This window comes from Rhodoferax sp. (genome assembly GCF_034520025.1).
GTDB lineage: Bacteria > Pseudomonadota > Gammaproteobacteria > Burkholderiales > Burkholderiaceae_C > Allorhodoferax.
On sequence record NZ_JAXHNZ010000002.1, the window covers coordinates 664517 to 689114 of the forward strand.

Annotated in this window: 42 protein-coding genes; 10 read left to right on the forward strand and 32 right to left on the reverse strand. The window is 57.8% G+C overall.

Going from position 1 to position 24598, the window contains the following annotated elements:
* Position 1: 1 nt before the first annotated feature.
* The 14 genes from U5L73_RS11285 to U5L73_RS11350 all read right to left on the reverse strand — a co-directional run bounded on the left by U5L73_RS11285 (position 2) and on the right by U5L73_RS11350 (position 11505).
* The gene (locus U5L73_RS11285) at positions 2-637 is read right to left on the reverse strand and encodes a hypothetical protein (protein ID WP_322562441.1); all 636 of its coding nucleotides are present in this window, start codon (positions 635-637) and stop codon (positions 2-4) included.
* A complete protein-coding gene (locus tag U5L73_RS11290) occupies positions 634-960 on the reverse strand; it encodes a DUF6682 family protein (protein ID WP_322562442.1) in 327 nt (108 codons plus the stop codon). The genes U5L73_RS11285 and U5L73_RS11290 overlap by 4 nt, the downstream gene beginning before the upstream one ends.
* A 3-nt stretch (positions 961-963) precedes the next feature.
* Complete coding sequence (locus U5L73_RS11295; protein WP_322562443.1) at positions 964-1434, reverse strand: hypothetical protein; 471 nt, start codon at positions 1432-1434, stop codon at positions 964-966.
* 81 nt (positions 1435-1515) lie between these two features.
* Complete coding sequence (locus U5L73_RS11300; RefSeq protein WP_322562444.1) at positions 1516-1977, reverse strand: hypothetical protein; 462 nt, start codon at positions 1975-1977, stop codon at positions 1516-1518.
* An 82-nt stretch (positions 1978-2059) separates the two neighbouring features.
* Complete coding sequence (locus U5L73_RS11305) at positions 2060-3361, reverse strand: DUF4043 family protein (protein ID WP_322562445.1); 1302 nt, start codon at positions 3359-3361, stop codon at positions 2060-2062.
* Between the two features lie 28 nt (positions 3362-3389).
* Positions 3390-4286, reverse strand: coding sequence for a hypothetical protein (locus tag U5L73_RS11310; protein WP_322562446.1), 897 nt, complete (start codon positions 4284-4286; stop codon positions 3390-3392).
* A gap of 165 nt (positions 4287-4451) precedes the next feature.
* Complete coding sequence (locus U5L73_RS11315) at positions 4452-6587, reverse strand: hypothetical protein (RefSeq protein ID WP_322562447.1); 2136 nt, start codon at positions 6585-6587, stop codon at positions 4452-4454.
* On the reverse strand, positions 6584-7048 hold the full coding sequence (locus tag U5L73_RS11320; RefSeq protein WP_322562448.1) for an HNH endonuclease: 465 nt from the start codon (positions 7046-7048) through the stop codon (positions 6584-6586). The genes U5L73_RS11315 and U5L73_RS11320 overlap by 4 nt, the downstream gene beginning before the upstream one ends.
* Positions 7045-8499: a TerL gene (locus U5L73_RS11325; RefSeq protein WP_322562449.1), complete on the reverse strand. Its 1455-nt coding sequence runs from the start codon at positions 8497-8499 to the stop codon at positions 7045-7047. Before U5L73_RS11325 ends, U5L73_RS11320 begins: the two co-directional genes overlap by 4 nt.
* Positions 8499-9359: a terminase small subunit gene (locus tag U5L73_RS11330; protein WP_322562450.1), complete on the reverse strand. Its 861-nt coding sequence runs from the start codon at positions 9357-9359 to the stop codon at positions 8499-8501. The genes U5L73_RS11325 and U5L73_RS11330 overlap by 1 nt, the downstream gene beginning before the upstream one ends.
* Complete coding sequence (locus tag U5L73_RS11335; RefSeq protein ID WP_322562451.1) at positions 9359-9895, reverse strand: hypothetical protein; 537 nt, start codon at positions 9893-9895, stop codon at positions 9359-9361. The genes U5L73_RS11330 and U5L73_RS11335 overlap by 1 nt, the downstream gene beginning before the upstream one ends.
* On the reverse strand, positions 9892-10503 hold the full coding sequence (locus tag U5L73_RS11340; RefSeq protein ID WP_322562452.1) for a glycoside hydrolase family 19 protein: 612 nt from the start codon (positions 10501-10503) through the stop codon (positions 9892-9894). The genes U5L73_RS11335 and U5L73_RS11340 overlap by 4 nt, the downstream gene beginning before the upstream one ends.
* A gap of 3 nt (positions 10504-10506) precedes the next feature.
* Entirely contained in the window at positions 10507-10902 is a 396-nt protein-coding gene (locus U5L73_RS11345; RefSeq protein ID WP_322562453.1) for a phage holin family protein, read from the reverse strand.
* A gap of 324 nt (positions 10903-11226) precedes the next feature.
* The gene (locus U5L73_RS11350) at positions 11227-11505 is read right to left on the reverse strand and encodes a hypothetical protein (protein WP_322562454.1); all 279 of its coding nucleotides are present in this window, start codon (positions 11503-11505) and stop codon (positions 11227-11229) included.
* Positions 11506-11569: 64 nt separating this feature from the next.
* Between U5L73_RS11350 and U5L73_RS11355 the strand changes: the two genes are divergently transcribed.
* The gene (locus U5L73_RS11355; RefSeq protein WP_322562455.1) at positions 11570-11830 is read left to right on the forward strand and encodes a hypothetical protein; all 261 of its coding nucleotides are present in this window, start codon (positions 11570-11572) and stop codon (positions 11828-11830) included.
* 4 nt (positions 11831-11834) lie between these two features.
* Here U5L73_RS11355 and U5L73_RS11360 read toward each other — a convergent pair whose 3' ends face one another.
* The 18 genes from U5L73_RS11360 to U5L73_RS11445 all read right to left on the reverse strand — a co-directional run bounded on the left by U5L73_RS11360 (position 11835) and on the right by U5L73_RS11445 (position 21050).
* Positions 11835-12449, reverse strand: a complete 615-nt coding sequence (locus U5L73_RS11360; protein ID WP_322562456.1) for a hypothetical protein — start codon at positions 12447-12449, stop codon at positions 11835-11837.
* Between the two features lie 122 nt (positions 12450-12571).
* Entirely contained in the window at positions 12572-13126 is a 555-nt protein-coding gene (locus tag U5L73_RS11365; RefSeq protein WP_322562457.1) for a hypothetical protein, read from the reverse strand.
* A gap of 37 nt (positions 13127-13163) precedes the next feature.
* A complete protein-coding gene (locus U5L73_RS11370; protein WP_322562458.1) occupies positions 13164-13580 on the reverse strand; it encodes a nuclease domain-containing protein in 417 nt (138 codons plus the stop codon).
* Between the two features lie 146 nt (positions 13581-13726).
* The gene (locus U5L73_RS11375) at positions 13727-14050 is read right to left on the reverse strand and encodes a hypothetical protein (protein ID WP_322562459.1); all 324 of its coding nucleotides are present in this window, start codon (positions 14048-14050) and stop codon (positions 13727-13729) included.
* Complete coding sequence (locus tag U5L73_RS11380; protein WP_322562460.1) at positions 14047-14505, reverse strand: DUF2829 domain-containing protein; 459 nt, start codon at positions 14503-14505, stop codon at positions 14047-14049. Before U5L73_RS11380 ends, U5L73_RS11375 begins: the two co-directional genes overlap by 4 nt.
* 83 nt (positions 14506-14588) lie before the next feature.
* Positions 14589-15044 (reverse strand): recombination protein NinB, encoded by a 456-nt coding sequence (locus U5L73_RS11385; protein ID WP_322562461.1) that lies wholly within the window; start codon positions 15042-15044, stop codon positions 14589-14591.
* A complete protein-coding gene (locus U5L73_RS11390; protein WP_322562462.1) occupies positions 15041-15589 on the reverse strand; it encodes a hypothetical protein in 549 nt (182 codons plus the stop codon). The genes U5L73_RS11385 and U5L73_RS11390 overlap by 4 nt, the downstream gene beginning before the upstream one ends.
* The gene (locus U5L73_RS11395) at positions 15586-15735 is read right to left on the reverse strand and encodes a hypothetical protein (RefSeq protein WP_322562463.1); all 150 of its coding nucleotides are present in this window, start codon (positions 15733-15735) and stop codon (positions 15586-15588) included. The genes U5L73_RS11390 and U5L73_RS11395 overlap by 4 nt, the downstream gene beginning before the upstream one ends.
* A gap of 234 nt (positions 15736-15969) precedes the next feature.
* Positions 15970-16500, reverse strand: a complete 531-nt coding sequence (locus U5L73_RS11400) for a hypothetical protein (RefSeq protein ID WP_322562464.1) — start codon at positions 16498-16500, stop codon at positions 15970-15972.
* On the reverse strand, positions 16497-16667 hold the full coding sequence (locus U5L73_RS11405; protein WP_322562465.1) for a hypothetical protein: 171 nt from the start codon (positions 16665-16667) through the stop codon (positions 16497-16499). Before U5L73_RS11405 ends, U5L73_RS11400 begins: the two co-directional genes overlap by 4 nt.
* A complete protein-coding gene (locus tag U5L73_RS11410; protein WP_322562466.1) occupies positions 16664-18094 on the reverse strand; it encodes a replicative DNA helicase in 1431 nt (476 codons plus the stop codon). Before U5L73_RS11410 ends, U5L73_RS11405 begins: the two co-directional genes overlap by 4 nt.
* Positions 18091-19095, reverse strand: coding sequence for a DUF1376 domain-containing protein (locus tag U5L73_RS11415; protein WP_322562467.1), 1005 nt, complete (start codon positions 19093-19095; stop codon positions 18091-18093). Before U5L73_RS11415 ends, U5L73_RS11410 begins: the two co-directional genes overlap by 4 nt.
* A 20-nt stretch (positions 19096-19115) precedes the next feature.
* Positions 19116-19691: a hypothetical protein gene (locus U5L73_RS11420; RefSeq protein ID WP_322562468.1), complete on the reverse strand. Its 576-nt coding sequence runs from the start codon at positions 19689-19691 to the stop codon at positions 19116-19118.
* Between the two features lie 89 nt (positions 19692-19780).
* Entirely contained in the window at positions 19781-20026 is a 246-nt protein-coding gene (locus U5L73_RS11425) for a hypothetical protein (RefSeq protein WP_322562469.1), read from the reverse strand.
* The gene (locus U5L73_RS11430; RefSeq protein WP_322562470.1) at positions 20026-20229 is read right to left on the reverse strand and encodes a hypothetical protein; all 204 of its coding nucleotides are present in this window, start codon (positions 20227-20229) and stop codon (positions 20026-20028) included. The genes U5L73_RS11425 and U5L73_RS11430 overlap by 1 nt, the downstream gene beginning before the upstream one ends.
* Positions 20226-20522 carry a hypothetical protein gene (locus U5L73_RS11435; RefSeq protein WP_322562471.1) on the reverse strand — a complete coding sequence of 99 codons (297 nt, stop codon included), beginning with the start codon at positions 20520-20522 and terminating at the stop codon, positions 20226-20228. Before U5L73_RS11435 ends, U5L73_RS11430 begins: the two co-directional genes overlap by 4 nt.
* 48 nt (positions 20523-20570) lie before the next feature.
* Positions 20571-20750 carry a hypothetical protein gene (locus U5L73_RS11440; protein WP_322562472.1) on the reverse strand — a complete coding sequence of 60 codons (180 nt, stop codon included), beginning with the start codon at positions 20748-20750 and terminating at the stop codon, positions 20571-20573.
* A complete protein-coding gene (locus U5L73_RS11445) occupies positions 20751-21050 on the reverse strand; it encodes a YdaS family helix-turn-helix protein (RefSeq protein ID WP_322562473.1) in 300 nt (99 codons plus the stop codon).
* A gap of 40 nt (positions 21051-21090) precedes the next feature.
* On the opposite strand from U5L73_RS11445, the gene U5L73_RS11450 reads away from it, so the two are divergent.
* From U5L73_RS11450 to U5L73_RS11490, 9 genes are all read left to right on the forward strand, one after another.
* Positions 21091-21834 carry a S24 family peptidase gene (locus tag U5L73_RS11450; protein WP_322562474.1) on the forward strand — a complete coding sequence of 248 codons (744 nt, stop codon included), beginning with the start codon at positions 21091-21093 and terminating at the stop codon, positions 21832-21834.
* Positions 21835-22191: 357 nt separating this feature from the next.
* Positions 22192-22569 carry a hypothetical protein gene (locus U5L73_RS11455; protein WP_322562475.1) on the forward strand — a complete coding sequence of 126 codons (378 nt, stop codon included), beginning with the start codon at positions 22192-22194 and terminating at the stop codon, positions 22567-22569.
* A gap of 148 nt (positions 22570-22717) precedes the next feature.
* On the forward strand, positions 22718-22849 hold the full coding sequence (locus U5L73_RS11460; protein WP_322562476.1) for an HNH endonuclease signature motif containing protein: 132 nt from the start codon (positions 22718-22720) through the stop codon (positions 22847-22849).
* Positions 22850-22904: 55 nt separating this feature from the next.
* On the forward strand, positions 22905-23027 hold the full coding sequence (locus U5L73_RS11465; RefSeq protein WP_322562477.1) for a YHYH domain-containing protein: 123 nt from the start codon (positions 22905-22907) through the stop codon (positions 23025-23027).
* Between the two features lie 471 nt (positions 23028-23498).
* The gene (locus U5L73_RS11470) at positions 23499-23714 is read left to right on the forward strand and encodes a hypothetical protein (RefSeq protein WP_322562478.1); all 216 of its coding nucleotides are present in this window, start codon (positions 23499-23501) and stop codon (positions 23712-23714) included.
* Positions 23711-23923, forward strand: coding sequence for a hypothetical protein (locus U5L73_RS11475; protein ID WP_322562479.1), 213 nt, complete (start codon positions 23711-23713; stop codon positions 23921-23923). Before U5L73_RS11470 ends, U5L73_RS11475 begins: the two co-directional genes overlap by 4 nt.
* Positions 23920-24135, forward strand: coding sequence for a hypothetical protein (locus tag U5L73_RS11480; RefSeq protein WP_322562480.1), 216 nt, complete (start codon positions 23920-23922; stop codon positions 24133-24135). The genes U5L73_RS11475 and U5L73_RS11480 overlap by 4 nt, the downstream gene beginning before the upstream one ends.
* Positions 24132-24338 (forward strand): hypothetical protein, encoded by a 207-nt coding sequence (locus tag U5L73_RS11485; RefSeq protein ID WP_322562481.1) that lies wholly within the window; start codon positions 24132-24134, stop codon positions 24336-24338. The genes U5L73_RS11480 and U5L73_RS11485 overlap by 4 nt, the downstream gene beginning before the upstream one ends.
* Entirely contained in the window at positions 24335-24463 is a 129-nt protein-coding gene (locus tag U5L73_RS11490) for a hypothetical protein (protein ID WP_322562482.1), read from the forward strand. The genes U5L73_RS11485 and U5L73_RS11490 overlap by 4 nt, the downstream gene beginning before the upstream one ends.
* Positions 24464-24598: the final 135 nt, after the last annotated feature.

A 24598-nucleotide genomic window follows, 5' to 3' on the forward strand; every position in this document is an offset into this window, starting at 1 on the left:
TTCAAATAGTTTTCTTCACGCGCAAGGGCTCGCGCGTGTTGCCAACTTGGGCTTGATAAGCTGCGAACCCCAGAGCGGAGTTCCAGCGGCTTGCGTAGACGGAAGCCAGCTCACGGTCTGTCCAAGGCTTCTTGCCCATGGCCATCAAGCGAGACAGCACGCCATAGCGGATGGCTTCGCTGTGCTGCGATTTCAGGAAGTCAGGCACGGCAGGAGCATCGAGAGAGGGCTTCAATGCCGCGGTGATCTCCATGCCGCCGATAACAGTGGCTTCTGGCACTTCCATCAGCGTAATCTGGGTCAGTCCCTCATTCATGCTGAATGGTGGGGTGCTGGGTACGTACTTCGGGCGAGCAACGAGCGCAGAGCGATCAGCCCCACGATCACTGAGTTGCCACAACAGCAGGCCAGCTACCGCAAACTTGGTGATGCGGACCAGCGCACTGTTGGCAGGCACAACGACGGTGTAGGTTGCTTGATCCGCAACTGTGTCGATGCTTGCCAATGGAGTACGCCAGACGCTTGTTGCCCCGCAAAACTCGCGGGTGACGTCACGCAAGTGCAAATCCAACAGACCCGTAGCACAACCCGGCAGCTCAGGGAGCAACAGGTCGTAGAAGTCAGCAAGTGCGCTCATTGGAGAAATCCTTGGGCCATCTCGGCCATCAGCTCAGCGCGTGCATTCGTCACATGCTCGGCGTCTTTGGTCTCGCAGCGGGCAATCACATAGTCCACGACTGGCCGGAAGTACTGCTCATCAAGCGGCAAGGCTGAAGAGCTGGTCAAAGTACCGATAGGCGTAGTGAGCCGGCCAACGAACAGATCGGGCCGCACGTTGCGGATGTAGTGCAAGGCATCCACAACGAAGCCGATGCGCTCCGGCTCTGGGTACCGAATGCGGTCTGTGTCATTGAGCGTGCCATCAGCAGAGCTCAAGACATCTGCAACAGTGCGGGCCATGGCTTACGGGGCTTTCGCTGGAAAGGCTTCTTGCAATGCCGCAATCAGCTTGGCAGGGCCGAGAGCGGGGTGGACTTTCAATCCGAGCTCTTTGGTCAGTTCGTACAGAGCAGGCTTGTCCAAGCCGTCGAGCACCTTCACGGTACCGTCAGCCAACGTGATCGAGACAGGGGCGGGGTTTTCAACCACGGCGCCAGGCGAAAGCGACAATGCGGCCGGGTCGACAGCGTTGTCATCAGTGGTAGGGGCAGACTGGGGAGCGGCAGGGGCCAGGGTGATTTGCGGTGCTGCGGTCTTAGCCTGAGGCACTGCTGCGGAGTCAGCCAGCGCAAACACGTCGGGGTGCTGCAGCATGCGGGTGGCAACGCCATCTTTCACTTCGAACGAGTCACCGGGCATCCAGCGCTCAATTCCAGACAGGCTTGCGAAGGCGGTCTCACCATCTTGTTTGACGCCGACATATTTGATCTTCATGGGAGTTCTCCAATAAAAAGGGCCAGCCTCCAATGGAAGCCACCCCTCTTGAGGTACCGCAAACGCGCGGTAGCGGGTTTCTTACTTCGGACCGCGGCAATTACCCTCAGCGATCATGTGGATCTCTGGGTTGCCCGAGATGCCAGCGGGCCCAGTGCCCACCAGCAACTGGACAAAGACGTCCTCGTCAAACTGGATAGGCTTGAAGCTGCACTGCAAGCGGCCACCAGCTTGGCCAACTGTCTGCCCGGTAGGGGCAAAGTAGTTGGTCACAGCAGGTAAGGCACTGCCGCTGCTGGCCGGCCGATAGCCTGCGGAGAACACAAATGCTGCGCCCGTATCGCAGTCGTCCAAAACAAAAGCCAGATTGCAGAGCTGGAAGCCAGCAGGCACCAGAAAGTCGATGGTGTCCGTGGCTACTGGTGTACCCAGACCGCCGCCGGAAGCTGCACCGAGGACCGCTTTGTCAGTGAGGAATACGCCGCGACCGTCGTTCGGCATGAACGCTGGTACAGTGGCTTTTTGTGCTTTGAGACTTGCCATGATTGGCTCCTAAAAAGTGAATGAAGGGATACAGAGTCGGGCGAAGATGCCCAGCAAAGCGGGGCCGAAGCCCCGCCATCGCTTAGACAAAACGCTTCTTGACCACGCTGTCGATCACGGCCACGCCAAAGTCGGTCATTTCCAACTCGCCGTTGGCGTTAGGCAGAGCCCAGCGCAGCTTCTCTTCAACGCCCATGATTTCGCCGGCCAGCTCGAGGTTGCGCTCGAAGTTGGTTTTGTTTTCCAACAGCGAGTAGGTTTCCTCGGACGACTGGTTTGCACCAGACACCAGCGCCAAAGCTTGCGCGCTCAGGAACACCGAGCGAGCCATCTGGTGCGTGGTGGACAGGCCTGCAGCCACTGTTGTGGTGGTTTCGTTGCCAGTCAAGCGATTGGCAGCTGTGACGATGTTCACAGAGTCGCCAGCGTCTTGGCGGATGCCGAATTGCATCTTGCGCACCAAGATACCGTTCCAGAAGATCGGAGCTCCGCTGAACAGTGGGTGGCGGCGCAGGTCACCGTAGTCAGCGCGCTTGATCGCATTGGCTTCCCATGTGCGGATGTTGCTGCTGGAAGTCGTGTCGGTGATCATCGCGTCCCAGACTAGGGGGTCCACCATCAGGACACCCTTGATAGGGTCGTCGCCGGCGGCAGGGTCACCTGGAATATTGATCGGTGCCATCTTGATGGACATTTCGTCCCACAAGGCAGCCAGCTCATCGATGTGAGACAGCTTCATTGCGTCGGTTGTCGCAATGGATGCCAGCTGCGCACCACCTTGTCTCAAACCAGAGCCATTCACAACCCAGTGGCGGTTGTAAGTGGGAGCGCGCACAACGTTCACCATCATTTCAGCGAACTCAGGGTCAGTCGCCAGAGGCAAGACCCAATCGGTGCCATCCTGCTTGCCGCGAGCGCCGGCCAGCAAGGTCAGGCTTCGCTGCCACCGGAAAGCCGGGATAGCGCGCTTGAGCTGGGCCAGGGCGTTCAGGCGCATGCTGTGTGGCGTGCGTTGCTGAGTCATCTTGCCACCAGCGGAAACCGGCAGAGTCGCCATATCCAGCGTGATGTCTTTGGTGCTGTACTTCAGCGAAGCGCCCATACCTTCAGCATTACGGTCACCCATCACTGGGCGCAGCTTCACCACGTGTGCACAGTCAACCTGAACCACATCGCCGGGGCCCTTCGCCAGTTCATCCACGCGGACAACAGGCATGTCCGTGGTGGTTTGCTGCTTGAGCTTGCGCAGTGCGGTGTTTTCGTTGGACATTGGGCCAGTCAAGGCCTGCAGTGGGGTTGGAGCGCGAACTGCCATGGCGGACAAAGCCGTGGAGAACTGCTTATTGGCAAGGGAACTGCCTTTGGGAACGGAAGTAGTAGACATGGAAAGGTCCTAGATCGGAAGCCTTAGGTCAAGCTACGGGCAGGGACGCCATGATTTGTTCGTCCGTCATGCCCTTGTAGTTAACTGTTGGCGGTGTTGCAGATGCGCCGCCTCGGAAGTCACTGATGCCCTTTGGTCCTTCGACCTGGGCGTTCTCAATCACTTGGGCGGCATCAAGACGGGGTTTGGCTGCGGGTGCAGCCGTTGCAGCTGGTGCTGCAGGAGTGGTGGGTGCTAACGCAGCCTTGGTGCGCCGAGCGGCTTCAGCGAAGCGCTCGGAAGCGCTGCGGCCTTGCCAGTCCGGGTCCACTGCAAGCGCCTGGTCGTACTGGACGGCACGGGCAAACTTGTCTTGGGAGGCTGGATCGTGTTGCCAAGCCAGGAGGTCTGGCACGGTGTCGATCACTTCCTGAACCTCTAGGTCGTAACTCAGCGGTTCAAACTCGGGTTCGGGCGCATTGGAAGCTGTGGTTTGTGCCAGTTGCTCTTGAATCTGGCGCTGTCGGCGGACGATCTTGGCCTGCAATGGGAAGTCTTGGTCAAGGATGGCCAGCTCCTCATCCGAGATGGATGTGTCGACTGGGGCCTTACCTTGGCGGAGGGCTTCGTTCTCGCGCTGAAGCTCTGCCATTTGGTCACGCAAACGCTTTTCAGCGCGTCGTGATGCACGCAGGGCGGCACGGGTATCGCCTTGAGGCGGTGCGGGCTCTGCACTTGCTGGGGCAGTTTCAGCTGGCTGTGTCGTTACTGGCTGCTGCGTAGTTGCGTCCACGGGGGCTACAGGCGCATCAGCTGCTGGGTGTGCTGTGGTGTCACCCGGCAGGTCTTGATTGACCTCTTCCACGGGATCGGCGTCGGGCACGATAGCGCTCAAGATTGCACGTTCTTCAGCATCGAACGCGGCGTGGTTGGCATCAATAGTCACTCTTCACTCCTTCGCTGTTTACGGTCAGTCACCGAGGCACAAGGCCACCGTCGTTGAATACGCACCTGCTGCGCGACGTATCGCAGCAAGCGGCTGCCGCTGTTACGCGGCGTAGAAATGAAAAAACCCGCTCAGGGCGGGTTTCATGGATGGAGTCGGGTCGGTTTACGCTGCGGCTTCGGCCAGGGCGTCATTGATCAGGTCGTCGTCATTCGCGGCCTGCGACATCAAGTTTTCAGTGCGGGCCAGCGTCTCAGCGACATTGGCCGGTACTTCGCCGGCGTCCAGGCGCTTGGCAATCAAGTCCGCTTGGGTGTTTGCCAGTCGAGCTGCAGCGCGGTGGCGCTCCGCGTTGGCGACATCCACATCCACCTTGGCTGCACCGACCGCCTGCTCTTGGGCCAGCTTCTGTTGGAGCTGCTGCTGTTGCATCTGGTCGGCTTGGGCCTGAGCGTTCTTGTCGCCCGGGGTAGGCAGGCCAGAAGCCTTGCGCAAGCTGTCGGCCACTTCCTGACGGTTGGGCAGCCCACTGGACTCGATGTAGGCAGGCGCCAAGATGGCGGTAGCCTGCGGGTTGTTGCCCAGTGCTTGAACTATGGCGGCAATCTGCTGCTGGGTCTGCTGGCGGAATGCCGGGGTGTTCGGTGTCTCGGCCACAGCTGTTTTGATATCAGCATCCTTGACCTGATTGACGGGCATACCCTGCGGATCCCAGTCGTTGAGCACGATGACGCGGCGAGACTTGCCCGAACCAATGGGCACTTGCAGGCGCTCTTCGCGGTGGTCGGCGGTGATCTCATCGACCAGACACTCGAACACGGAGCGGCGGTAGTAGCTGTAGTTGTCGTTCATCTCGCCCATGGCCTGCTCGCCCTGCTCCACCAGGATCGAATTGGCAATGCCAGAGGTCACACCGGCTGGCCTGTTGCCCAGCTGGCTCGCATAGCGGCCGGCGGTGTCTTGAATCAGCTGCTTGCTGTCGGCCATCACGTTGAACTGCTCAGGCTGCATCTGCAAGTCATTGCGGATCTTGATAGCGCTCTGGCCTTTGTTCGTGCGATTGGGGTCTGTGATCGCCACAAGGTCGGGCCGCATGATGCTGTCGGCAATGTCAGAAATGCTGTTGTACTTGGTATCCAGCGCATCGCTGTCCATTTCCACCTGACGCGCCTTGAGCATCCACTGAATGCGCAGGCGGCGCTCGTTGTACTCGTCCTGCGGGGCGATCATGCCGTCGATCAGTCCATACGGGCTCTTGTCGTCGTCGTCGCGGAAGGCGAAGAACGGGATGTAGGGGAAACGGCGCTTTGTGGTGCCTTCATCCAGCAAGCGGTGCGGGCCGGCGTACAGCGCACGGCGCACTTGGCTGGTGATGCCTTTCGAGACCTTCACCAAGCCACGGCTCACAGCTTCGACGTGGCGCGGGTCTTGGGGGTCGTACTCGACGCGCTTAGTCGGGCTCATGTGCAGCACGGCCACCGTGGCCGGTACGCGGTACCAGACCTCGTACACCTTGACCATCTTGCGAGCACCGTCCACCCAATCGGTGCGGTTCACAGTCAGGCTGAACCGACTTTCGTTGGAATAGGCGCTGGCCAGATCGTACTGCTCAGGCTGTCCAAGCAAGTTGCCGCCCAAATCCATGAAGCGGTCCCAGCCGTTGACGCTGTTCTCCAGCACGTCCTTGAACTTGGGCATCGAGGCTTGCAGCTCGTCCAAGTCAATGAAGCGGCTGCGCACCAGCCAGCGGCATGAGTCGGTCAAAGTTGCGCCACGCTGGCCGCGCCAGTCCCACCACACTTCATCGAGGGGCACGAACTCCACACGGTAGGGATAAGCCAGGGGATCGCTGTTCTTTCCAACGTAGACCCAGCCCAAGCCCTTCTTGACGCCAGACGCATAGCCATCGCTCACCGCCATGTGCGCCATGGTCTCGCGCTCTGCTTCCTTCAGCTTGGCGCTGACGACCTCTGCGACATCCGCATAGCTGTCGTCATCGGCTTCCACCTTCACATCGGTGCGGCTCTTGGCCTCCTGGCCCAGCACGCTGTTGATTACTGGCCGAATCAGGTTGATGGCACGCTCTTCCAAGTCCTCTTGTCGGATATGCCACTTTTGCAACTCGGATAGTTGTTTGCCATCGTAGTAAGCGCCTGCGAGGGCTGCTCGCAAACGCCACAAAGGCTGCTCAGCGCAGTCTCGAAGCATCCGCTCCAGTGAGTAGAGGCTAAATCGTCCACTTGCCGCGAAGTCGCGCGAGTCGTCCCCTGGGCGATCGTCATATTGCGTTGTTGGCTTCATGCTGCTTCTACCCACAGTTTTTCATTGAAGACGCGGCAAACCTGACCCGAGCTAACGCCGAACTTGCGAGCGAATGCGGATTGACCACGTTCGCCGCAGCCAGGTACACAGGAGCTTCTGATTTCGGCGACCTGCGCCTTGGTCAGTTTTGCGGCTGGGCTTTTTTCACCCTTGCGGATATTCAGCAGGTGGCGGCCACGGTTCACACGATCGGCAGAGTTGTCAGTTCTTGTCCCAATCTGCATGTGCACTGGGTTGATGCAAGCAGGGTTGTCGCAGTCGTGGCGGACAACTTGGTTTGCAATCGAACCCAGTGTGATGCCGTGATGACCGCAATAGGCCAAGCGGTGGACGTAGACAACCTTGCCTTCGTGATGCTTCTGCCCGTAGCCGTCTTTGGTCTTGTAGCCCGTCCATTCGATACAGGGCGTTGGCAAGACGGTGATGGGGTTCTTGTTCATCCTAAGCCTCGTTTCTTTCGATACTCTTCGGCGTCTTTGGTCTTGTCAGAGCTGTTGCCCTGCACCACAGCCACGCCTTCACCACCACCCAGCATCAGGTACTGCCCTGCTTCGCACGGGTGGCTGCAATCGTTCTTGACGGGCATGTCCTGGTAGCGCTCATCACCGGCCACTTTCATGCGGCGGAACTTGTAGCCACCTTGCATGCCCTTGCGAGTCACCTTGCAGTCGGGGTGCAGCAAGAAGCCGGGTTCCCCGTCGATCATTCGGCGCAACGGGCTAGACACTGACTCGGTACGAATCGTGAAATCGTTGTTGAAGGGTGCCGGCACAGCCTTGACGCCATTGGCTTCCAGCAGCTGGAACACGGTTCGCTCTGCGTTGTCACCGGCTTGGCGCTGGTCTCCAGCGGGGTCACCGGTAATACTTCCAATCGTGTAGCCCTTGCAGTTCGCTGCAATGAACGCCTTGAGCTCGTTGGCAAACCGGATCACACCGGTATCTGTCGTCACCAGCTCGTAGCGAATCCGCCACTGGCCGTTCACCATGCGTTGGCCGATCTGTGCGGCCGGCGTCAATCCGAAGTCCAAGCCGACGTGCAGCGGCAGGCCAGGTGTCAATTCAAACGACCGGCAGTGCGTTGGGTCGTGATAGTCGGGGTACACCGGCTTGCCATCGCTCACATAGCCGTAGGCGTTGGCCAAGTTCACCAAAATCCAAGCGTCCGTCTTGCCTTGGGCGCCGTTGGCGTAGTAGTTCAGCGGCAGGTTCTGGACGTTCTCAGCGTTCGGGTTTGGCTCCCAAGGCGAAGTCGCCGTCTTGCGAATCACGCCACCCGGCTGTTTCAGGAACACCCAGCCTGCGGGGCGCATCTCTTCGGCCAGTCGGTGGTACCAATGGTCCGTATCGGGCGCGTTCGTGTCACCAAAGATGCCGTACCACGTCGGGCGCACATCCTTGGGGTATCGGCCTACTCGCAAGTCCAGCATCTGGATGACGCTGAATGGCAGCTCCTTCACTTCATTGACCCAGCCGAACGTGGCTTGCAGGCCTCGCAGCTTCTTGATGTGGTCCTCACGGTCCAGCGCCAAGAACACCATCTCGGCTTCAACCGTCGTGCCGTCACCGAGCTTGAACTTCAGGTAATGGGTCGGCGGCTCCATGCCACCTTGCTTGAACTTCCCCAGCGGCTCGAACATATCGAGCCAGTCTTTGATCGTCGTCCCGAACAGGTCGGGATAGGTATTCCGGATCGCTATTCCGCGGCTGCGGCGGATGCCTTGAGCGTCTGGCTCCTGCGCACACATGATGCGAAAGGCCTTCCAGCAGCTGCCGTTTGTTTTCCCAGAACCCAGCGGGCCCATGATGAAGGTTCGCTGCGCTTCGCTCAGAATGTACTCTTCCAGTACAGGCCCCTGCGGCTTGTACGAATACTCGACCTGCGCGCTCATCAGTCTTTACGGCCGGTGAGGTCTTTAATCAGCACCGTGGGCATCGTGAGCTGGATCTTGTCGTTGTACAGGCCCAGGTGACGGAACACCTTATCCATCGCACTGTCTTTGCTGTGCAGCTTGATCTCCAGACCTTCCTTGGTGTCCTTCACGCCGGCAAACAAGCTGGCAGCAGCTGGGCTGATATTGCGGGTGTCTTTGAACACCGTGCGGCCCTCGCCTTCACCAGCACATTCAGGGCATTCAGGATTCGGTGAGCGGCGCTTGTCGTAGCCAACACCACCCAGCGGGTCGAAGTCCTTGACAGGTTTCCCAGACTCGATTGCGGCTTCGTTCACCTTCGCCAGCTCGGCTTCGGCACGGTCGAACTCAGCTTGTGTGCGCTGATACAAGAAGCCTTTGCCCCAGCAGAAGCGGCAGCAGCCAATCCGGTGCTCCATCAGCTCGCGCGGATCGGCAGTCATGATCGCCCATGCTTCCTTGATGGCGATATCAGCCGTGATTCCAGTGCGCTCAGACCTTTCAGCCTTGCCTTTTGTCACCGAAGCCTGAATGTTTGGTTTTGCAAGCAGCTTGCTGGATTCAGTCCTTGCCGTCGTTTCCTTCGCTCCTGGCTTGGCTCTCAGGTAAGCCTGCGTTCCATTCAGGTCCACCAAATACTCTTGAACGAACCGTGCTTCCAATTCCGAAAGTCCGGCCACTGATGCAGGCACAACAGCTTCTGGCGATTTTGGGGCGCCTGTTTTGCTTAATTTCTGTGCAATCGCGGTCTTTTTGACGGGTTTGACCTTGGCTGCTGGCTTCTTGACTGGTTTGGGGGCGGCGCTTCGCGCCTTGGCTGCAATCTTCTTGGCGGGCATTACTTCTGAGTTCCTGCCTGTGCCAGCAGCTGGTTCTTGTTTGCGCTGCTGAAGGTCGTGGACACATAGAAGGCAACGCATGCACCCCACACGGCGGAGAGTTGGCCCACCATTACCAGGACGATCTCGTTGGCCTTCAGCTCAGGGTTGCGGAGTAGCGCAGTCAGCACGCCGAAGAATCCGATGGTCACCATGATCGTGAGCGCAGCTGGCATCTTGCTGTGGGTGGCGATTTGCATGCCGCGTGCGCTGTCGCGGTCACGGGCGATTAGCTCAGTCGTTTTGAACTCCAGCTCAGCGAAGCGGAACCCGCGTTCCTTCTCTTGGTTTTGGTAGTCCAGCTCCAGTGACTTGATGCGTTCCACGGCTTCGGGTGTCAGCTGGCCGGCGGTGAATGCTTTCTCCACGGCTTCGCGCGTCGGGGCGTCGATCCCGATGGCTGCGCCCAGAGCTGTAATTGCCATGCCACCCAAGGGGCCCAGAGCTGCGCTGGCTACCGTGGGGGCGAGCGTCTTGAGAATGTCAGTCCAGTTCATGCGAATGCTCCTTGAGCCAGCGAAGCCAAGTGCTCTCGATCATTGAGGCCAATCAGCGCGCCATTCACACGCTTTGTCACCTTCAGCGGGTCACCAATCATGTGATCCGGGATCCGGTCTTCCCACCAGGCAATCGTTGCTTCCAATGAGTAGCGGGGCTGCTCCATCAGTTCAGGCAGAACCACAAGGTCTTGGCCGATGAGCTCGCTCACGGCAGCGTAGTTGTCCTTGCCAGTCAGCTGGATGGGCCCACGGCCGCGGTATCGCCATCCGTCACCTGACTCGGTGTTGCCCATGCGGCCGCCGTACACCCGATTTGCAAGTGCTTCGGGGTTGTTGGCATACGGGCGGGCGTCGGCAATCGTGGGGAAGCGAGAGGGCCACACTTGGCACAGTCGCTCAGCGCTGTAGTTCAGGTTCTCGGTGAATCGAGTCAGGCCGGCGCTTTCATGGAGAACCTGCCCCAAGAAGTCGTCCATCTCCAAGTCGCCCAGGTTGAAGCTACGCTCTTGAATGACATCAGCGAACACGGATGACCATTCAGCAGCGACCTTCGGCTTGACTTCGCATCGCACCAGGATGCCGTACCAGTCATGTGCAGTTCGCATGGCTTACCCCTGATTCGGTGTGCTGGGAAAGCGTGACTGGCCCCACTGCTCAAGCATGGTCATGGCTTTGGTGCCCATATGCCCCACGATGCCGGTCAGCGCGGCGGTCAGCAGCGGCGCGGATCCGGCCCACTCGCATATCCAGAAACAAAGCAGGCCGGCCAGGGCGCTTGTTGCCAGCTCTCCAACCAAGTGATTGATGCTCCAGTTGGGCAGCTCACCCTTGCGCACCTTGGCGCCCCAACTAACTACGCCACCCAGCAGCGCAATACCGAGGATCAGGCCGTACTGCTTGAGGCTGTAGTCCAGCGGATTCTTGGACCTACTAGCATCCTGGGCCATCACAGCCAGAGGGAGCAGCAAGTGCAGGCTCAAGATGATGATGCGGAGGATGTTCATAGGGCGACGGGAATAAAAAACCCGCCAAGCGTGAGCCGGGCGGGTGTAAACCTGACCTTGCGATTAAGGAGACAACAACCGGGGGGTCCGCTCAGCTCCCGGCGTCCTCGGAGAAGGAGCTATGCCGGGAGCCTCACGGGGCTGCCCTATACGTCCCTGGGGCAGCTAGGGTTCGCCTTGATCTTCCAGAACTGCGTATGGGAGCGTCAGTAGGTCAAACAGAGGTGGACGGATTCTTTGCGCTGGGCCCTGTTTGCGATCTGGTGCAAGTCGGGACCCAATGCAAAGAAGCCCCACTCGGGGGCTTCTCATGCGCTTACTGCGTCAAATGGATGGGCACATGCGCCAGCCGGGTGTCACGTTCGGGCGTTCACGCTTGAGGATGCGTTGCACAAAGGCTTTGACCTTGACCTTGGCCTTGGTGAAACTGGGCTGCATTTTGCGGGCGTGCGCTGGGGCAAATGCCTCGATGCCGGCTACCAGCCAACTGGTGGCGAGGCGATAGAGCGAAGCGGCCGCTCGCAAGACGGGCTCCACAAAAGCAAAAGCGGCAATGCAAACAGCAGCGACCAACATACCCAAGCGAGAACTAGAACGGTACATAGTGATTCCAATCAAGTGATGTGCCGTGGCTGGCGGCGGGAGGCCCTTGCCATAACGGGAATTGATGCCGGTTACGCAATCCGGCGGTATGCCACCCGAGTTAAGCCTGATGTATGCCGCAGGCGCCAGTCAGTACGCGATGGCACTGAGTCGCTTCACCCTGCTTGATGGCTCCGATCTGAGGCCGATATGGTTAAAGGCTAGATTGATGCCGTTGAGGGTTCGCCAGTCCCAAGGTGTTGCCAGCCATATGCTGGCCTTACCCGGCGCTCCCAGCGAAGTGCTGGTGCTGAAATGCAAAAAGCCACCGCAATGGGTGGCTTAAGGTATCACTTTCCAATCGGTCTTGCAGGGAAGTCCAAGTTCACAAGGATTCCCTTCCTGTCTGTCTCGAACTTCGTGCCAAAGAAGAAAATCAATTTTGATTCAAGCTCCAACGCTTCACGCTCTGTCAGGCCATCACGAATGATCTCTACAACCTCACTGTCTGCAATACCGGCTTCCTTCAACTTTCTCAGTTGAACGCCGTGCCCTTCATTCCTGTTGAGCTGCCACCCACGACGACCAGTGCCTTTTCCGATGTAGAAAGGGATGCCCTTCATGAATAACTGGAACTCTCCAGCTTTCCGAATATGCTTTTTCCGTGGGTCAACGTGTGCGTAAACGTAAAAACGTCGATCCAAACTGCCTTCCGGAAATAGTTCGCTCCAGTCTTCCGCGACTAACGCATCCAGCTCTTGGAATCTGTCCTTGTAGGCCTTTTCTTGCGGCTGAATCGCACCGCGTCGAAAAACTCGCCCTCCAACTTGCAGCTGCTGCAAGTCTTCCAGGTTGTTTACATGGCCTCGCCTGGTGAGTTCTTTACGCAATTGTTCGCGCATCAACAAAAGAACTTCGGTGGGCAACTGCCGATATGGCAATTGAGCTATTTCGGCGAAATTCATGGTTTTTTGCGCCCCTGCAGAAATAAGGGGCGCGGCTCCGCCACGCGGGGCGGGGTCGTATTTTTGCTTTTAGAGGACGACATGAAATTTGTAAATTAAAGCCCAGAGCGCGGCAACGTTTTTCACAGATTTAGCGACGGTGCCAATGCCTTCATTGCCGCCGGACCCGCCATGTTAGCTTCGCGCTCCAACTGCGCCATCACCCAGCGCACCAGTTCTCGCTGCTCCACTCGGTACAGCTGCTCCAGCTGGACCTTACCGGTGCCGTTGCACGGGTGGCAGCGCGAGTCACCCAGCGTCTTCGTTCCCTTGATGATTTTGAAGCCGTGCCCGCTGCAGGCCCTGCATGCTGGCGCGCGGAACCTTCCCAGCGTGGCCTTAGCCATGTCCGTGGCTTGCGTCACCGTCATGTTTATGCGCAGGGCCTTGGCTTTGCCGCGGATGACGCCCGACAAAATAGAAACAATGGTGCTGGCGGCCGAGCTGTCACCGGCGAACATGCGCTCGAGCGGCACGGCTAGGGGATGCTTGCTGAAATGGTCATCACCTGACGACAGCCGGCGGTCAGCAATGCCATAGGCGCCGAGCACATCGGTATCGGACCATTTTGTGTCGGGTGCACTCTTCAGGTTGGAGCTATTTACAGCGGATGCGTAGCGGTCTTTTATTGATGTCATGTTGTTGCCTTGCTATTTAATTCGTAGCTACTCGCGCCTATTTAATGAGGGCCGGTGAGGCATTTAACTTTTCTAAAGCCCACAATGCCGCCTTACGATCGCGCGGCTTTTCGGTGGGGTCTTGGGCGATCCGGCGCCACTCCAGCACCTGGTCGATGTGCGCCAGCCTGAAAGCCATCTGCTTGACGTCTTTAGCCGCCCTGCCCTGATCCAGCCAGCTATGGCAGCCAAAACACCCCCACACGCTGTATTGGTCGTCAGCCTTGCGGGCGCCGGCCTTGCCGTGGCAAGCCCAGTTACTGTGGGCGGCCACTGTGGTTTCGGTACCGCCTTGGCACACACCGGGCACGCGGAGTAGGCAATGGCGGCCTCGGGCCATGGTCAGCAGCGTGGGATTGCGGTTCACCTCCACCTTGGGGCATGGGGTGGGCCTAGACCCAGCAATTGAAGTCATCACAGGGGTGCCTTTCACTATCGAATTGATAGCTGCTTGCGCACGATTCATGAGGGCTAGAGGCCGATTTGGCTCCATAACACGTGTGCGACTTCCCCCTGGGCCCAACTTGCGGGGCCAGGGGGAGCGTTTCATGGGTGTACGCCTCACGGCCGCTCTATCCGGAGCTGGGCGAACGCGATAGCTCGCATGTCTTGCAAGTGGCTGCCCACTGCGTCTACTTGCCCTTCGGACTGCTTGCCCTGAGTGGGGCGAAAGCCTACGTTCCAGAGCTCATCCATCAGGCTCTGCGCGCTCTCTGGGTGCAGCTGCATCATGGGTGGGGTCATCTCATCGTCTTTGACGTCCTGCATCACGACTGGCTGCACGATGGTGCGCGTGCCGTTCAATAGGTTCTCTCCAACCATGTGCAGGCTGATGAGGCGGCCGAAGTTGGCGCGTTCAGCGAAAAAACGGAAGCGGCCATTCATGACAGAACCACCCAGTCTTCAGCCAGCATGTCGGACTGCGATGCCAGCCAACCCATCAGGATGGATTCGTCCGCCGTCTTCATCGTGATGCAGGGCAACACATTGGCTTGGTTGTTGGGTTGGTCGTAGGCAAAGGTAGCGTTGTTGAGTGACCAGAACTTGTCGTGACTGATCTTGCGGCCTTCCAGTGGTTCAGACAGAGAAAGCCACATGCCCTTGCCATTCCAACCAGCGCGGGCCACTCGCTTACCGGCTTTCAGTGCTCGGATGGCATCTCCGAAGTCCAGTCCATGCACTTCGCGGTAGGCTTCTTCAAAGGTGTCCTTGGGGGACCAACTGGCGTAACCATCTTGGTAGATGACCTTGTAGCCTTCGATCTGACTGGGTGATTCGCCGGGGCGATCCTTACGTTCGGCTCTAATGATCTTGGTTCCAATGTAGGTCTTCACGTTCATTCCTTTCAGGGTTTGCAATCAGTGGTCCCGGTCATGGCTTTGCAGGATCGAATCCAGCATGTCTTGACGGGCGTTGGGTTGGTTCATCGGTGGTTCTCCCAGCGGGTTTCGGAGAACTGGACGCCTAGGTCATTGGCGCCAAAGGCAATCACCTTTTCGATAAAAGCGCTCATCTTTTTTACGCTCAGGCCCTTGGTGGTGCCGATGGTCGTAGTGATCACGGGGCGCGGCTTCCCGGCAACATAGACCCGTTTGGATACCCGAGGCAGAAGCTGGCGCTTGAATAGTTCGTGCCATGCGTCCACGGTGTAGCGCTGGCCTTCGATGCGGGCCTGTTCGCTGATCTGCACGAGGATGACCCCCCAATAGAACTTGCCCTGCTGGACGGTCTTGGCGTCTTCTTCGGGTTCGATAGTCACTGCCAGTCGGGCGTGGCCGTTCTGCCACTGCGCGCGGCAGTAAGGAGCAATCTGCTGGGCAATGGCAGCCTTCGCCTGCTCTGGGCTGATGAACACGGTGTGCAGGGCGTATTCGCTCATGGCATTACTCTCCCGCCATTTCGTGCACAACGCGCCTTGGCGGCATCGCTCATCTTTTTCCTGACTTCGGGGGTGGCCTTTGGCGGCACGCGAACTTGTGGTGGGCGCGGCTCGCCTCCAAGTGCCTGCCGCAAAGACCATTTTTCAAGGCGTTCGTACAGGGTGGCCTTATTAATGCCCAACTTGCGAGCCCAACCTGCCCTCGTCAGGCAAATCCCGTCTAACTCAAGCCATACCACGCTCTTGCGGTTTTCGTTCTGGGTTTGTTGTGTCGCCCAGCGACAGTTTCCCGGTTCATAGTGACCAGCGCTGTTCTCACGATCAATGGACATCCCATCAGGAGCCTCGCCCATGTCGGACAGAAAGTTACGGAAGTCCATCCAGCGTTGGCAAACTTGGATGCCTTTGCCACCGTACTGGTCAAACCCAGTCGCCGATGGTGTTTTGCAGCGTGCAAGCATGCCACTCCATATCTTGTAGGTGCGGGTCTTCTTCCCCGGCATAGCGCATCCATGTTTCACAGGAAAGTGATGTCTATTGCTCATGGCTGCACCTCGCAGATACGCAGCAGCAGGTCACCTAGCGGGATGATCTGGCCCACTTGCGCACGGAACATGTCCACGGGTAGGGTTAGCTTGATGGTCACGACGTGCCAGTTGCCACGGCCTTTGGGTTTGCAGATGAGGGTCATGCCACTGCTCCCTGATCACATAGACCATAGGACGAGCTGCAACCGCCATCTCCATCGTTCTCCACTTCGTCCAGTAGGTTGAACTGCTTGCCGCCTCGGCTGGTCTTGCTCCACTCAATGCGGGCCCAAATGTTGAGATCGGCACAACAGACTCGCGAGGGCAACGCGCAAGGGCCAGCAGCAATGTGGCGGTGCTGTCCTTCCCGCCAGAAACCGAGATGACGTGCTTGATACTCACGCCAGCTCCTTCTGCATCCAGTGACCCAGCAGTGCGCTCTCTGCCCTGTTGTGGTCACGAGCGCGCTTGAATTCCGTGCAGTGCGGATACAGGCGGCGCGCGGTGGCCAGCGACTTGGCCTTCATTTGGGTGGGTGTGGCCTTGGGGCCAAAGGTACTGGACTCGATCAGGCCGAAGTACCGCTTCCATGTCTGGGGGTGGGCATAGGTAGGCTTCAATCCCAGCAGCTCCAGCACGGTCTCAATGGCGCCCAGCGTACGCAACAGGCTGCCTTGGGTCTGGATCGCGTTGTTTTTGCCGCCCATGGTGCCCACGGCTTCGATCACGGCGCGCGCGGACTCGCCGGCTGGGCAGTGCTTCAACAGCAGGTTCTTGAAGGCAACGCCGTCCAATTTGCACTTCACCAGCGCGGCGGGGCCCACACCGGGAATGGGCATGGTGGGCAGGTCAAATACGGCACGCAGGCCGTTGTGGTCAATGATGCTGCAGGCACCAGTTAAGCCGGGGTCTATGCTGATGACGATCATTTTGTTTGTTGCTCCGGGTAAAAGTCCACTGCCTCTATGGGCACTCGCTTGGTGAATACAGAAATGGCTTCGCCGTTCTCAAAGGCCAGGCGCTGGTCGTAGTGCACGCGCTGCACGACTGCTGTTGCCTCTTTTGCCGGCGCTCCAGTGTTGGGGCAGTCGGTCACAGCTCCCTCCCCCGCGCGCTGCGCACAAGCTTCGTCGGCACTTCCAGCGTGGCCGGCCAGCTGCTGAAGCGGGTGTATTCACCCTCAAAGAACAAGTTCAGATAGCCGGGCTCACCGTCACGCACCTTTGCCATGTGGGCGCGGGTGTAGTTCTTCCATTCGGGGCCCAGGTCTGGCTTTCGGCGAAACGGGCGGTCAAACAGCACGATGACATCGGCGTCTTGCTCAATGGAGCCACTGTCCGACAGGTCAGAGACACGTGGCATGGGGTCTACTTCCTTGTCCACGGTGCGATTGATCTGCGCCAGTCCGATCACTGCACAGCCAAGCTCTTTGGCCAGAGACTTCAGGCCGCGGCTTCCCTCTGCCAGCTGGTAGGTCCGTGGGGCCTTGGGATCGCTGCCTTTCAGCAACTGCAAGTGGTCCACGATGATCAAACCCAGCTTGCCGCGCTTGCGATGCAGCGAGCGGGCACGTGCGCGGATCTGGTCGATGGTCATGCCGCCCTGGTCATTGATGTCGTAGTGCATCTTTCGCATGGCGTCCGTAGCGTTGGAAATACGGGTCCACTCGAAGTCATTCAGGCGCTCGGGGTGGTTCAGCTTGCTCAGGTGCACACCGCTAATGCCCGACAGAATCCGCTTTCGCTGCTTGGCCTCTGCCATCTCCATGGAGAACTCGCCAACGGCATGCCCTGCCTTTGCCACATTGCTGCCAATGGTCTTGGAGAGTGCTGACTTGCCGTGTCCGGAGCGCGCGCCAATGACGATGAAGTCACCGGGGCGCATGCCACCGTCCAGCCGGATGTCCAGTTCTTCCAGCCCTGTAGCAATCACTTCATCCTGGCCGCCGTCCATCAGGTGTTGAATGCGGTCCATGACCTTCACCACACCGTCATCCATCGCCGTCCACTCATCCAAGCTGCCGGCGCGGCGGGATTCGCTGATTGCGAGCAGCTGGCCTTGCGCTTTGTCCAGCATCTGTTCGACGGTTGCGCCTTGGGGATTAAACGCTGCGCTGGCTATCTCGTCGCTGGTGGTGATCAGCTTGCGCATGACCGAGCGTTCCCGCACGATCTCGGCATATCGGCGGATGTTTGCCGCGCTGGGCACGTACTGGGCCAGGTCATTCAGGTAAACCAAACCGTCAGCATCGTCAACAGTGCCTTGGTTTTGCAGGTAGCCAAACACGGTCACCACGTCGGCTCCCTTGTTGCTGTTCAGCAAAATGCCGATAGCAGCAAAGATCAGCCGGTGTTCGTGCCGGTAGAAGTCAGTCTCCAGCAAGATGTCGGAGACACGGTCCCATGCGGCGTTGTTAAGCAGCAGTGCGCCCAGCACGCTGGATTCCGCTTCTATGCTGTGCGGGGGGACTCGCAAGGCAGCAATGTCGTGCTCGCTCGAAGCAAATTCGGCACGGGCGTTCATTGGGTTCCTTTGTTTTTGTAGTTGCCCTGGACGACCTTCATGAAGTTATCGCGCTTCATGAGCCATGACAGGTCAAATTTGCCGTTACCAGTCCTGCCAGAGAGGAAATCGGATTCATCAATCGCGTCAAACAATCGACCAAACCAGTCAATGGCTTCGGAAGCTGATGTCGCGTAGCGTTCTCCGCTGTCACGTACGGTGTCGGCAGAAAGCAGCCACTTCCAGCGCTGGCGCATGGCATCTGCGCCTTGGCTATCTTTCCAAAGTTCAATCCGTGGTTTGGGCAGTGTTGGGCACCGATCGACGAAAAGCGCAACCAGTTGCCGAACCGGGCACGGCGGGATGGGCGGCTGCGCAGCTGCCGACGAAGACTCGTTAGAGTCTGGTATTACTAATAGTTGTCCCTGTCCCTGTCCCTGTCCCTGTCCCTCTCCCTTTCTCTCTCCCTTTCTCTCTCCCTGTCCCTTGGATGGTGTTTCCTCGGGGACAGGTTGGGGACAATTTGTCCTTGTCTCTGAGGACAGTTGATTCTTGTCCTCGGGGACATGAAGCTGGTGTCCTTGGGGACGACCGCTAGCGAGCCAGGTCTCAAAGTCTGGCGGCTCTGTGTTTAAGCTGTGCCGCTGATTGTGCTTTTTGATTCGAGCGCATTCGGTGCGCCATAGCCGCTCAAGCTTTCCGCGCCAGGCCTCCACCGCCTTCTCCGCAACTACCGGGTGATACAGCCGACCATCGTCACAGAGCACCCAACTACGCAAAGCGCCCTCACGCTCCTTCATCCACTCTTTAACCACACGGCCATAGCCGGCCAAGTTTGCGAGCACACGGTCATCATTGGGAAGGCTGGCTGCAGGTAACTGGTGCCAGCTTGCACACCAAAGCAGCACAGCCGCACGGAATGATTCGGCTGACTCCGTGGCAGCAAGATCAGAATCGCGCAACCGAACAACGTCCAGCGGGAGAAAAGCAAAGTCCCGCAGGTCGCAATCTGCGGGTGTCATTGGACTGGGTGCTAAAGTTGTCACAGGTCGCCCAACCCTTCATTCATCGACTGCACATAGCTTTCTGGGGCCGGTTTTTCAGCGTTCTGACGCAATGCGTCTACAAAGCGCATGACCTCCGCATGAACAACCCAACGCGGTGCGGCACGTAAGGCCGATAGCAAGGCAAAAAGGTGGTCAAGTCCCAGGCTGCTTTCCATCGTGCTTGCGACCTCACCCACCACGTAGTTATGTGGATCCTCCTCAAAAACCTGGGAGAAATCCAAACCCTGTAAGCCATTGGCCCAACCAGCCAACATGCAGCGTGCGCTGTCAATGCAACCGGGGCCGTCCACTGGCAACTTAGCGGTGACATCGCGCAGCATCCCTTGTTGCTCGTGCATGGTGTCGTGGCACGCTTCGCAAAGCGTCACCAGTTCGTCGTTTGGGTATTCCCATGCCATACGACCTTTGCCGTACTGCTTGTGGTGTACGTGTAGAGTGGATTCCTTGTCCAAACAAAGCTTGCAGGCGAAGTCATCGCGCTGAAGAATCTCTAAGCGTTTACGCTGCCAGTTGGGGTGCAGCAGCTGTTCTTTGTAAGTCATGGTGGCCATTTGCATCTCCGATATGCCCGGCAAAAAGGACATCGGCAGAGCGGGCCGGAAGACCGCCTTTTCGGTAGCGAACCTAGCCGCGCCTGAAATCAATTTGTTGCTCCAACAAGTTCCAAGCGATCCACGTCCCCAGCAGCGGCGAAATAGCACTCACCTTGCTCTGTAGCTACTTGAATGCGGAGCTCTCGGCGTGCATTGACAAGCGACTCCATGATCCGGAGGTGCTTGCGGGCCAAAGAGCGACGGCCACGCGCCATAGCAAGCTCTACGCGCTTACCTGCCAGCTCGGCCTTTAGGCCCAAGATGGCGTCCTGAATTTTTTGAGTTGAGGTCATCATTGCGACCTCGCCTCATTGCGCCGGCCGATGATTTTGAGAGTCTTGTCGTGGTCAGCCCGAGTCGACATAGCAATGTTGCTCGGTGCGTTCTTGCGCAGGATCTCTTCTTCGGTCTTGGGCCGTGCACGCTTGATGTCACGGTGACCGTAGATTTCAGAGGCTTGACCAGCCCAGTTGAATGCGTTGGTAGTAGTACTCACAGCTTGGGCCCCATCTGGTCCAAAGCCGGCCCTGTTCCGAAAAGAGCCTCACGCTTACTCTTCGCTGCATCCACCTGAATGTCAGTGAAAGTCTTCCCATGAACCACTTGGTAAATCCAGTCACGCAGCGCCCCGGAGGTATCCGTGCCCGCTTCACGTGTCTTGCGGCGGAATTTCTCAGCTGTTTCCAGATCGACGTGCGTCTTCAAGCATTCGTCAAGCAAGCCCATGGGACTGGCACCGGCCCTAGCCATGAAGGCATCGTCATCAAAGTCTGTTTGTTCGGTGGTCATGTTGTCTTGGTGGTTTTTGTTGGAAGGGTTGCCCGGGTGGGCGGTGACTCAGGCTGGACTCAGCTCTGCCTGGCGGTGGCTGTGGTCCGCTTGGAACCAGTCAAAGCTGTGGGTTCTAGGAACAAAAGGGTTGGCGGTGTCGACAGACTCCCCGCGATCAGCAGCGGCGTAGGCAAGCTCGCGCACTTCGGAGCGAGTGAGGGAGTGCAGAGGTTTGATGACGTGCATTCAGACCTCGCTTGCTACAGTTTCAGTAGCTGCTTGCGCACTGGGGGCATAGGCTTGAGGGACTTCTGGCGCACCTTCCTTGCCGATGAGTTCGGGCCAGTGGCGAAACCAATCACTCCGCAGCTCCCAACGCCGAACTTTGCCGCCCGACTCTCGCTCGATCAGCACAGCAAGATTAGTCGCACACGGCTTGATGCCGTACATGACGTTCTGCAAATGCCCTTTTGTTGTTTCGCATTGAGAAGCAAACAGCTCGCGCTCAGCTTTACTCAGGGGAGTGATGAATTTTTTGAGGTCCATGACGCATTAAACCATCTGGTTTAATTTACGTCAACACCGTATGGTTTTACCTGCTTGGTTTACTGTTGAAATGAGCGACGATGCACTTATTCGACGGAAAAACCTCAAAGGTCTGGGCCTCACTCCAGGGGACTTGGTTACAAGAGTCGGGAAAAGCTATCAGTACTGGCGAGACTTGATGGAGACCAATAAATCATTTGGGGAAAAAGCTGCTCGCAACATCGAAGAAAAGCTGGGTTTAGCGCGCGGCCAGCTTGACATGGTGGTTTTTCATGAGGGACAAAAGTCTCCCGTCGTCATCGAATTCAAGAAACCTGATGCCAGCGGCAGCAGGTCAGGCACCAAGGAAACCAAGCCAGAAGAGCTTGTGATTCCGCAATTTGACACAGGGGGATCAATGGGGAGGGGTTTGCTATTACGTGACCAGCCTGGCGTCATTCAAGGCTGGCGAGTTAGTCACGAGTGGGTGAACAAGAACATAAAGAGCCACACTGGCTCAGCCAACCTTTGCATAGTCACTGGTTTTGGTGACTCGATGAAGGGCATGTTCAATTCCGGAGACCCTATCGTCGTAGATACCGGCATCAAGACGGTTGGCTACGATGCTGTGTACTTCTTCCGGGTTGATGATGAGGGCTTCATCAAGCGGCTACAGCGTATACCCGGGGAAGGCCTACGCGTTCTGTCAGAGAACAAACAGTACGATTCTTGGACGATCAAGCCCGGGATGGACTTTGAAGTGTTTGGCCGTGTGGTGAAGGCTTGGCAGGGGGAAGACTTTTGACCAGTGCGATCGTTGCCTACGCCGTTGCCTTTCTTTTTCTTGGCGCATGCAGTGCCATTTTGGGTAGTGTTCTAACGTCTGTAGGCTTGCTTGGCATAGGTAAGCCAACAACATGGTCACTGATAGGTGGTACTGCTGGAGCCATAGCCGCCTACTGGATTTGCAAACACTTCTTCAACTGGATGGACATTCACTTCGGCTGGTACTCATACCTTGCAAGTATGTTTCTAGTGGTTTTGAATGATGGTAAGCGTGCCTCGTATGAAGGACCAGAGGCCGCTGGGATAGAAAGCTCTCGTGCTCGCGGGACGTTGATGGGAATAATTGCGTCTCTCACAACACATTTCATTTTGTGACATGACAAATTTCAAAGACTTTTTGAATGTTTTGTTCTGGATGGCGCTTGGTGCAGCATTGGTCTGGGGCTATGGAGCGGCTACCAATATAAAGGCTGAAAAATCACTCGCAGTCACCGAGGGGGCTGAAAGGCTACGCTCTGCCATTAAGGAAAAGATTGATCGAGGCCCACAGGTTGAGACTTGGGACACAGGCGAAGGCCAGTTGGTTACCGTCTACATCCCCTCGTCACTTGCTGGCGTAGCGGTTTCGGTAAAGCGGTGCTTTGTATGGCGCGACGCCATTACAAAGTCTTCTTCAATGTCTTGCCCCAGCGATTCCGATGATCGCATTGACTATCTTGAAGCGGATGGCCCAGATTACTCGGACTATCGTTGAAGTTCGCTCTCATATTCATAGCTTCCTGCGCTCTATCCATGGGCGCTAGTGCTGAATATGCGCGCAGCAAGAAGGTGCTGCGCGAGTTCGTAAAGGAACAGGCCTGCCCAGCAACGGGTTACACCGACTGCCCTGCCCCGGCTGGCATATGGATCACATCACGCCGCTGTGCGCTGGTGGTGCTGACACAGTGGAAAACCTTCAATGGCTCACAAAGGAAAGTCATAAAGAAAAGACGCGCGGTGATGTCCGCCAATGCAGATTACTTAAGCCGCACTAGACGGTACAAGTTGGGCCGCACCCATGCGGATCGTGGGATGTTAGGGAGAAACACTATGAAGCTCATCGTAATTGCGGCCATACTTTTGGCCTCCAACTTGTCATTTGCCCACTCAGGCGGTACGGACCGAGATGGCTGCCACACCAACCACCGAACTGGTGATCGGCATTGCCACTGAGGCGTCATCACCAAACAAAACCCGCTTCGGCGGGTTTTTTTACGCCTGTTGAATATGGCCGGCAGAAGAAATTAAACCATTTGGTGTTGACTGTTTTAAAACCATCTGGTTTAATTCTCCCAAGTCGCAAACAAACAGCCGGGTAACCAAGGGGAAGCGATACGAACCCCGAACCCACCAGGATGCAGAGGGAAGGCACCGGTTGTTTGTGAGTGGCGTGGAGAGAGTAGATAGGTGGTGAAAGGCGCATGGTCAGTCGTTCGGCGGACTTCCATGAGGCAAAGCAGTAACAAGTGAACCTGCTGCGCTGCTGGATGGTACTACCGGCCACAACCTACCTGCTCTCTCGATGGTGGGAGTCAGTAGCAAAGGGTTGATTTATTCCATGTGAGCGGGCCTGAAGGCTGGCACTTTTGGAGGATTTCAGTCCTTTGCTACGGGCTCCCAGTTCAACCACTTGGGAGCAGCATCTTGGATCAAATCACTCTGGGGCTTATGAATGCCTGCAAGGCCGCCTTGCCGCATTTCAGCAACCCCAAATCTCTCGTACGGCATCAGCTTCAGTCCGCGATTGCTATGGCTGAGTCGGGCCATATCCCCCGCCGCCCACTGTCTGAAATCTTGCAGCGTGAAGCAGTTGCGGCCGGTGCGCCTCTGGATGCAGAGTCGTTGGAGCAGGCATCGTGAGCGCGCAAGACAACAGCGGGCCAGCCTTCCCGACGCTGGAAGAGCACGGGTTCAATCAAGGCATGCCCGGCATGTCCCTGCGCGACTACTTTGCCGCTCAAGCGCTGACCGGAATGCTGGCTGATCCAAACTTGAAGGCGATGCCCGATGAATTCGCGCGTCGGTCCTACGCACTTGCAGACGCAATGTTGGAGGCTCGCCAGCAATGAACGCCCAGCTCCCCCACTGCCTGGCCGCAGCTCTGGCGCCCTTTGCCCCGCCCTCTTCCATCGTTCACCAGATCGTGAGCGAAGAGCAGGCCAAGCGCATTGATGCAGCCATGCATGCTGACAAGAAGCAGGACGGCTACGTCCAACGCCTGGAAGCCAACGCAATGCGCCTGCAGCTGGCAGAAAACGCACGTCAAGGGTATGCGACATGAGCAAGCGTGACGACCTCCCGCCCTGCCCTGCCAATTGCTCCAAAGCTGGCATGTGCCTGAGCAATGACATGGACTGCCCTTGTTCTGACGCTGACCGCGTGGGCACTCCCGAAAAGCGCATTGCCCGTGCCGTGGGCTTGGGCTGTGCCGTGACCTTCTTCCTTCTCGCAATCGCCTTCGCATTGTTTGGAGTCGCCCAATGACCAAGCTCTACATCGTACGCATCCCCGGATACCGGCTCACCGTGAGCGCCACTAGCAGCTGGGACGCCATCAATCAAGTGCAGCGCGAGTTCATCGTCCCACGGATCAGCGCGAGGCTCGCATGAAGCGCCTCGCCAAGCGATTGCATGAGCTGCGCTGCCGCATCGACAACACCAGGTACTGGCTGGCCCGTGGCTTTTCGCTTCGACGTGCTTGGAAAAAAGCAGACCTGACCCTTTAACCACCACCAACCAACCAAC

Bases quoted from the DNA above. Each gene is read 5' to 3' on its own strand.
- U5L73_RS11465 (WP_322562477.1), top strand. From the start codon at position 22,905: ATGAAGCTCATCGTAATTGCGGCCATACTTTTGGCCTCCAACTTGTCA.
- U5L73_RS11440 (WP_322562472.1), bottom strand. From the start codon at position 20,750: ATGCACGTCATCAAACCTCTGCACTCCCTCACTCGCTCCGAAGTGCGC.
- U5L73_RS11370 (WP_322562458.1), bottom strand. From the start codon at position 13,580: ATGACTTCAATTGCTGGGTCTAGGCCCACCCCATGCCCCAAGGTGGAG.
- U5L73_RS11490 (WP_322562482.1), top strand. From the start codon at position 24,335: ATGACCAAGCTCTACATCGTACGCATCCCCGGATACCGGCTCACCGTG.
- U5L73_RS11330 (WP_322562450.1), bottom strand. From the start codon at position 9,359: ATGCCCGCCAAGAAGATTGCAGCCAAGGCGCGAAGCGCCGCCCCCAAA.
- U5L73_RS11420 (WP_322562468.1), bottom strand. From the start codon at position 19,691: ATGGCCACCATGACTTACAAAGAACAGCTGCTGCACCCCAACTGGCAG.
- U5L73_RS11335 (WP_322562451.1), bottom strand. From the start codon at position 9,895: ATGAACTGGACTGACATTCTCAAGACGCTCGCCCCCACGGTAGCCAGC.
- U5L73_RS11325 (WP_322562449.1), bottom strand. From the start codon at position 8,499: ATGAGCGCGCAGGTCGAGTATTCGTACAAGCCGCAGGGGCCTGTACTG.
- U5L73_RS11390 (WP_322562462.1), bottom strand. From the start codon at position 15,589: ATGAGCAATAGACATCACTTTCCTGTGAAACATGGATGCGCTATGCCG.
- U5L73_RS11400 (WP_322562464.1), bottom strand. From the start codon at position 16,500: ATGATCGTCATCAGCATAGACCCCGGCTTAACTGGTGCCTGCAGCATC.
- U5L73_RS11360 (WP_322562456.1), bottom strand. From the start codon at position 12,449: ATGAATTTCGCCGAAATAGCTCAATTGCCATATCGGCAGTTGCCCACC.
- U5L73_RS11295 (WP_322562443.1), bottom strand. From the start codon at position 1,434: ATGAAGATCAAATATGTCGGCGTCAAACAAGATGGTGAGACCGCCTTC.
- U5L73_RS11450 (WP_322562474.1), top strand. From the start codon at position 21,091: ATGGTTTTACCTGCTTGGTTTACTGTTGAAATGAGCGACGATGCACTT.
- U5L73_RS11385 (WP_322562461.1), bottom strand. From the start codon at position 15,044: ATGAGCGAATACGCCCTGCACACCGTGTTCATCAGCCCAGAGCAGGCG.
- U5L73_RS11290 (WP_322562442.1), bottom strand. From the start codon at position 960: ATGGCCCGCACTGTTGCAGATGTCTTGAGCTCTGCTGATGGCACGCTC.
- U5L73_RS11485 (WP_322562481.1), top strand. From the start codon at position 24,132: ATGAGCAAGCGTGACGACCTCCCGCCCTGCCCTGCCAATTGCTCCAAA.
- U5L73_RS11285 (WP_322562441.1), bottom strand. From the start codon at position 637: ATGAGCGCACTTGCTGACTTCTACGACCTGTTGCTCCCTGAGCTGCCG.
- U5L73_RS11345 (WP_322562453.1), bottom strand. From the start codon at position 10,902: ATGAACATCCTCCGCATCATCATCTTGAGCCTGCACTTGCTGCTCCCT.
- U5L73_RS11340 (WP_322562452.1), bottom strand. From the start codon at position 10,503: ATGCGAACTGCACATGACTGGTACGGCATCCTGGTGCGATGCGAAGTC.
- U5L73_RS11380 (WP_322562460.1), bottom strand. From the start codon at position 14,505: ATGAACGTGAAGACCTACATTGGAACCAAGATCATTAGAGCCGAACGT.
- U5L73_RS11445 (WP_322562473.1), bottom strand. From the start codon at position 21,050: ATGGACCTCAAAAAATTCATCACTCCCCTGAGTAAAGCTGAGCGCGAG.
- U5L73_RS11375 (WP_322562459.1), bottom strand. From the start codon at position 14,050: ATGAATGGCCGCTTCCGTTTTTTCGCTGAACGCGCCAACTTCGGCCGC.
- U5L73_RS11395 (WP_322562463.1), bottom strand. From the start codon at position 15,735: ATGACCCTCATCTGCAAACCCAAAGGCCGTGGCAACTGGCACGTCGTG.
- U5L73_RS11355 (WP_322562455.1), top strand. From the start codon at position 11,570: ATGCCGGTTACGCAATCCGGCGGTATGCCACCCGAGTTAAGCCTGATG.
- U5L73_RS11410 (WP_322562466.1), bottom strand. From the start codon at position 18,094: ATGAACGCCCGTGCCGAATTTGCTTCGAGCGAGCACGACATTGCTGCC.
- U5L73_RS11365 (WP_322562457.1), bottom strand. From the start codon at position 13,126: ATGACATCAATAAAAGACCGCTACGCATCCGCTGTAAATAGCTCCAAC.
- U5L73_RS11460 (WP_322562476.1), top strand. From the start codon at position 22,718: ATGGATCACATCACGCCGCTGTGCGCTGGTGGTGCTGACACAGTGGAA.
- U5L73_RS11320 (WP_322562448.1), bottom strand. From the start codon at position 7,048: ATGAACAAGAACCCCATCACCGTCTTGCCAACGCCCTGTATCGAATGG.
- U5L73_RS11305 (WP_322562445.1), bottom strand. From the start codon at position 3,361: ATGTCTACTACTTCCGTTCCCAAAGGCAGTTCCCTTGCCAATAAGCAG.
- U5L73_RS11415 (WP_322562467.1), bottom strand. From the start codon at position 19,095: ATGACACCCGCAGATTGCGACCTGCGGGACTTTGCTTTTCTCCCGCTG.
- U5L73_RS11425 (WP_322562469.1), bottom strand. From the start codon at position 20,026: ATGACCTCAACTCAAAAAATTCAGGACGCCATCTTGGGCCTAAAGGCC.
- U5L73_RS11315 (WP_322562447.1), bottom strand. From the start codon at position 6,587: ATGAAGCCAACAACGCAATATGACGATCGCCCAGGGGACGACTCGCGC.
- U5L73_RS11350 (WP_322562454.1), bottom strand. From the start codon at position 11,505: ATGTACCGTTCTAGTTCTCGCTTGGGTATGTTGGTCGCTGCTGTTTGC.
- U5L73_RS11300 (WP_322562444.1), bottom strand. From the start codon at position 1,977: ATGGCAAGTCTCAAAGCACAAAAAGCCACTGTACCAGCGTTCATGCCG.
- U5L73_RS11455 (WP_322562475.1), top strand. From the start codon at position 22,192: ATGACAAATTTCAAAGACTTTTTGAATGTTTTGTTCTGGATGGCGCTT.
- U5L73_RS11435 (WP_322562471.1), bottom strand. From the start codon at position 20,522: ATGACCACCGAACAAACAGACTTTGATGACGATGCCTTCATGGCTAGG.
- U5L73_RS11480 (WP_322562480.1), top strand. From the start codon at position 23,920: ATGAACGCCCAGCTCCCCCACTGCCTGGCCGCAGCTCTGGCGCCCTTT.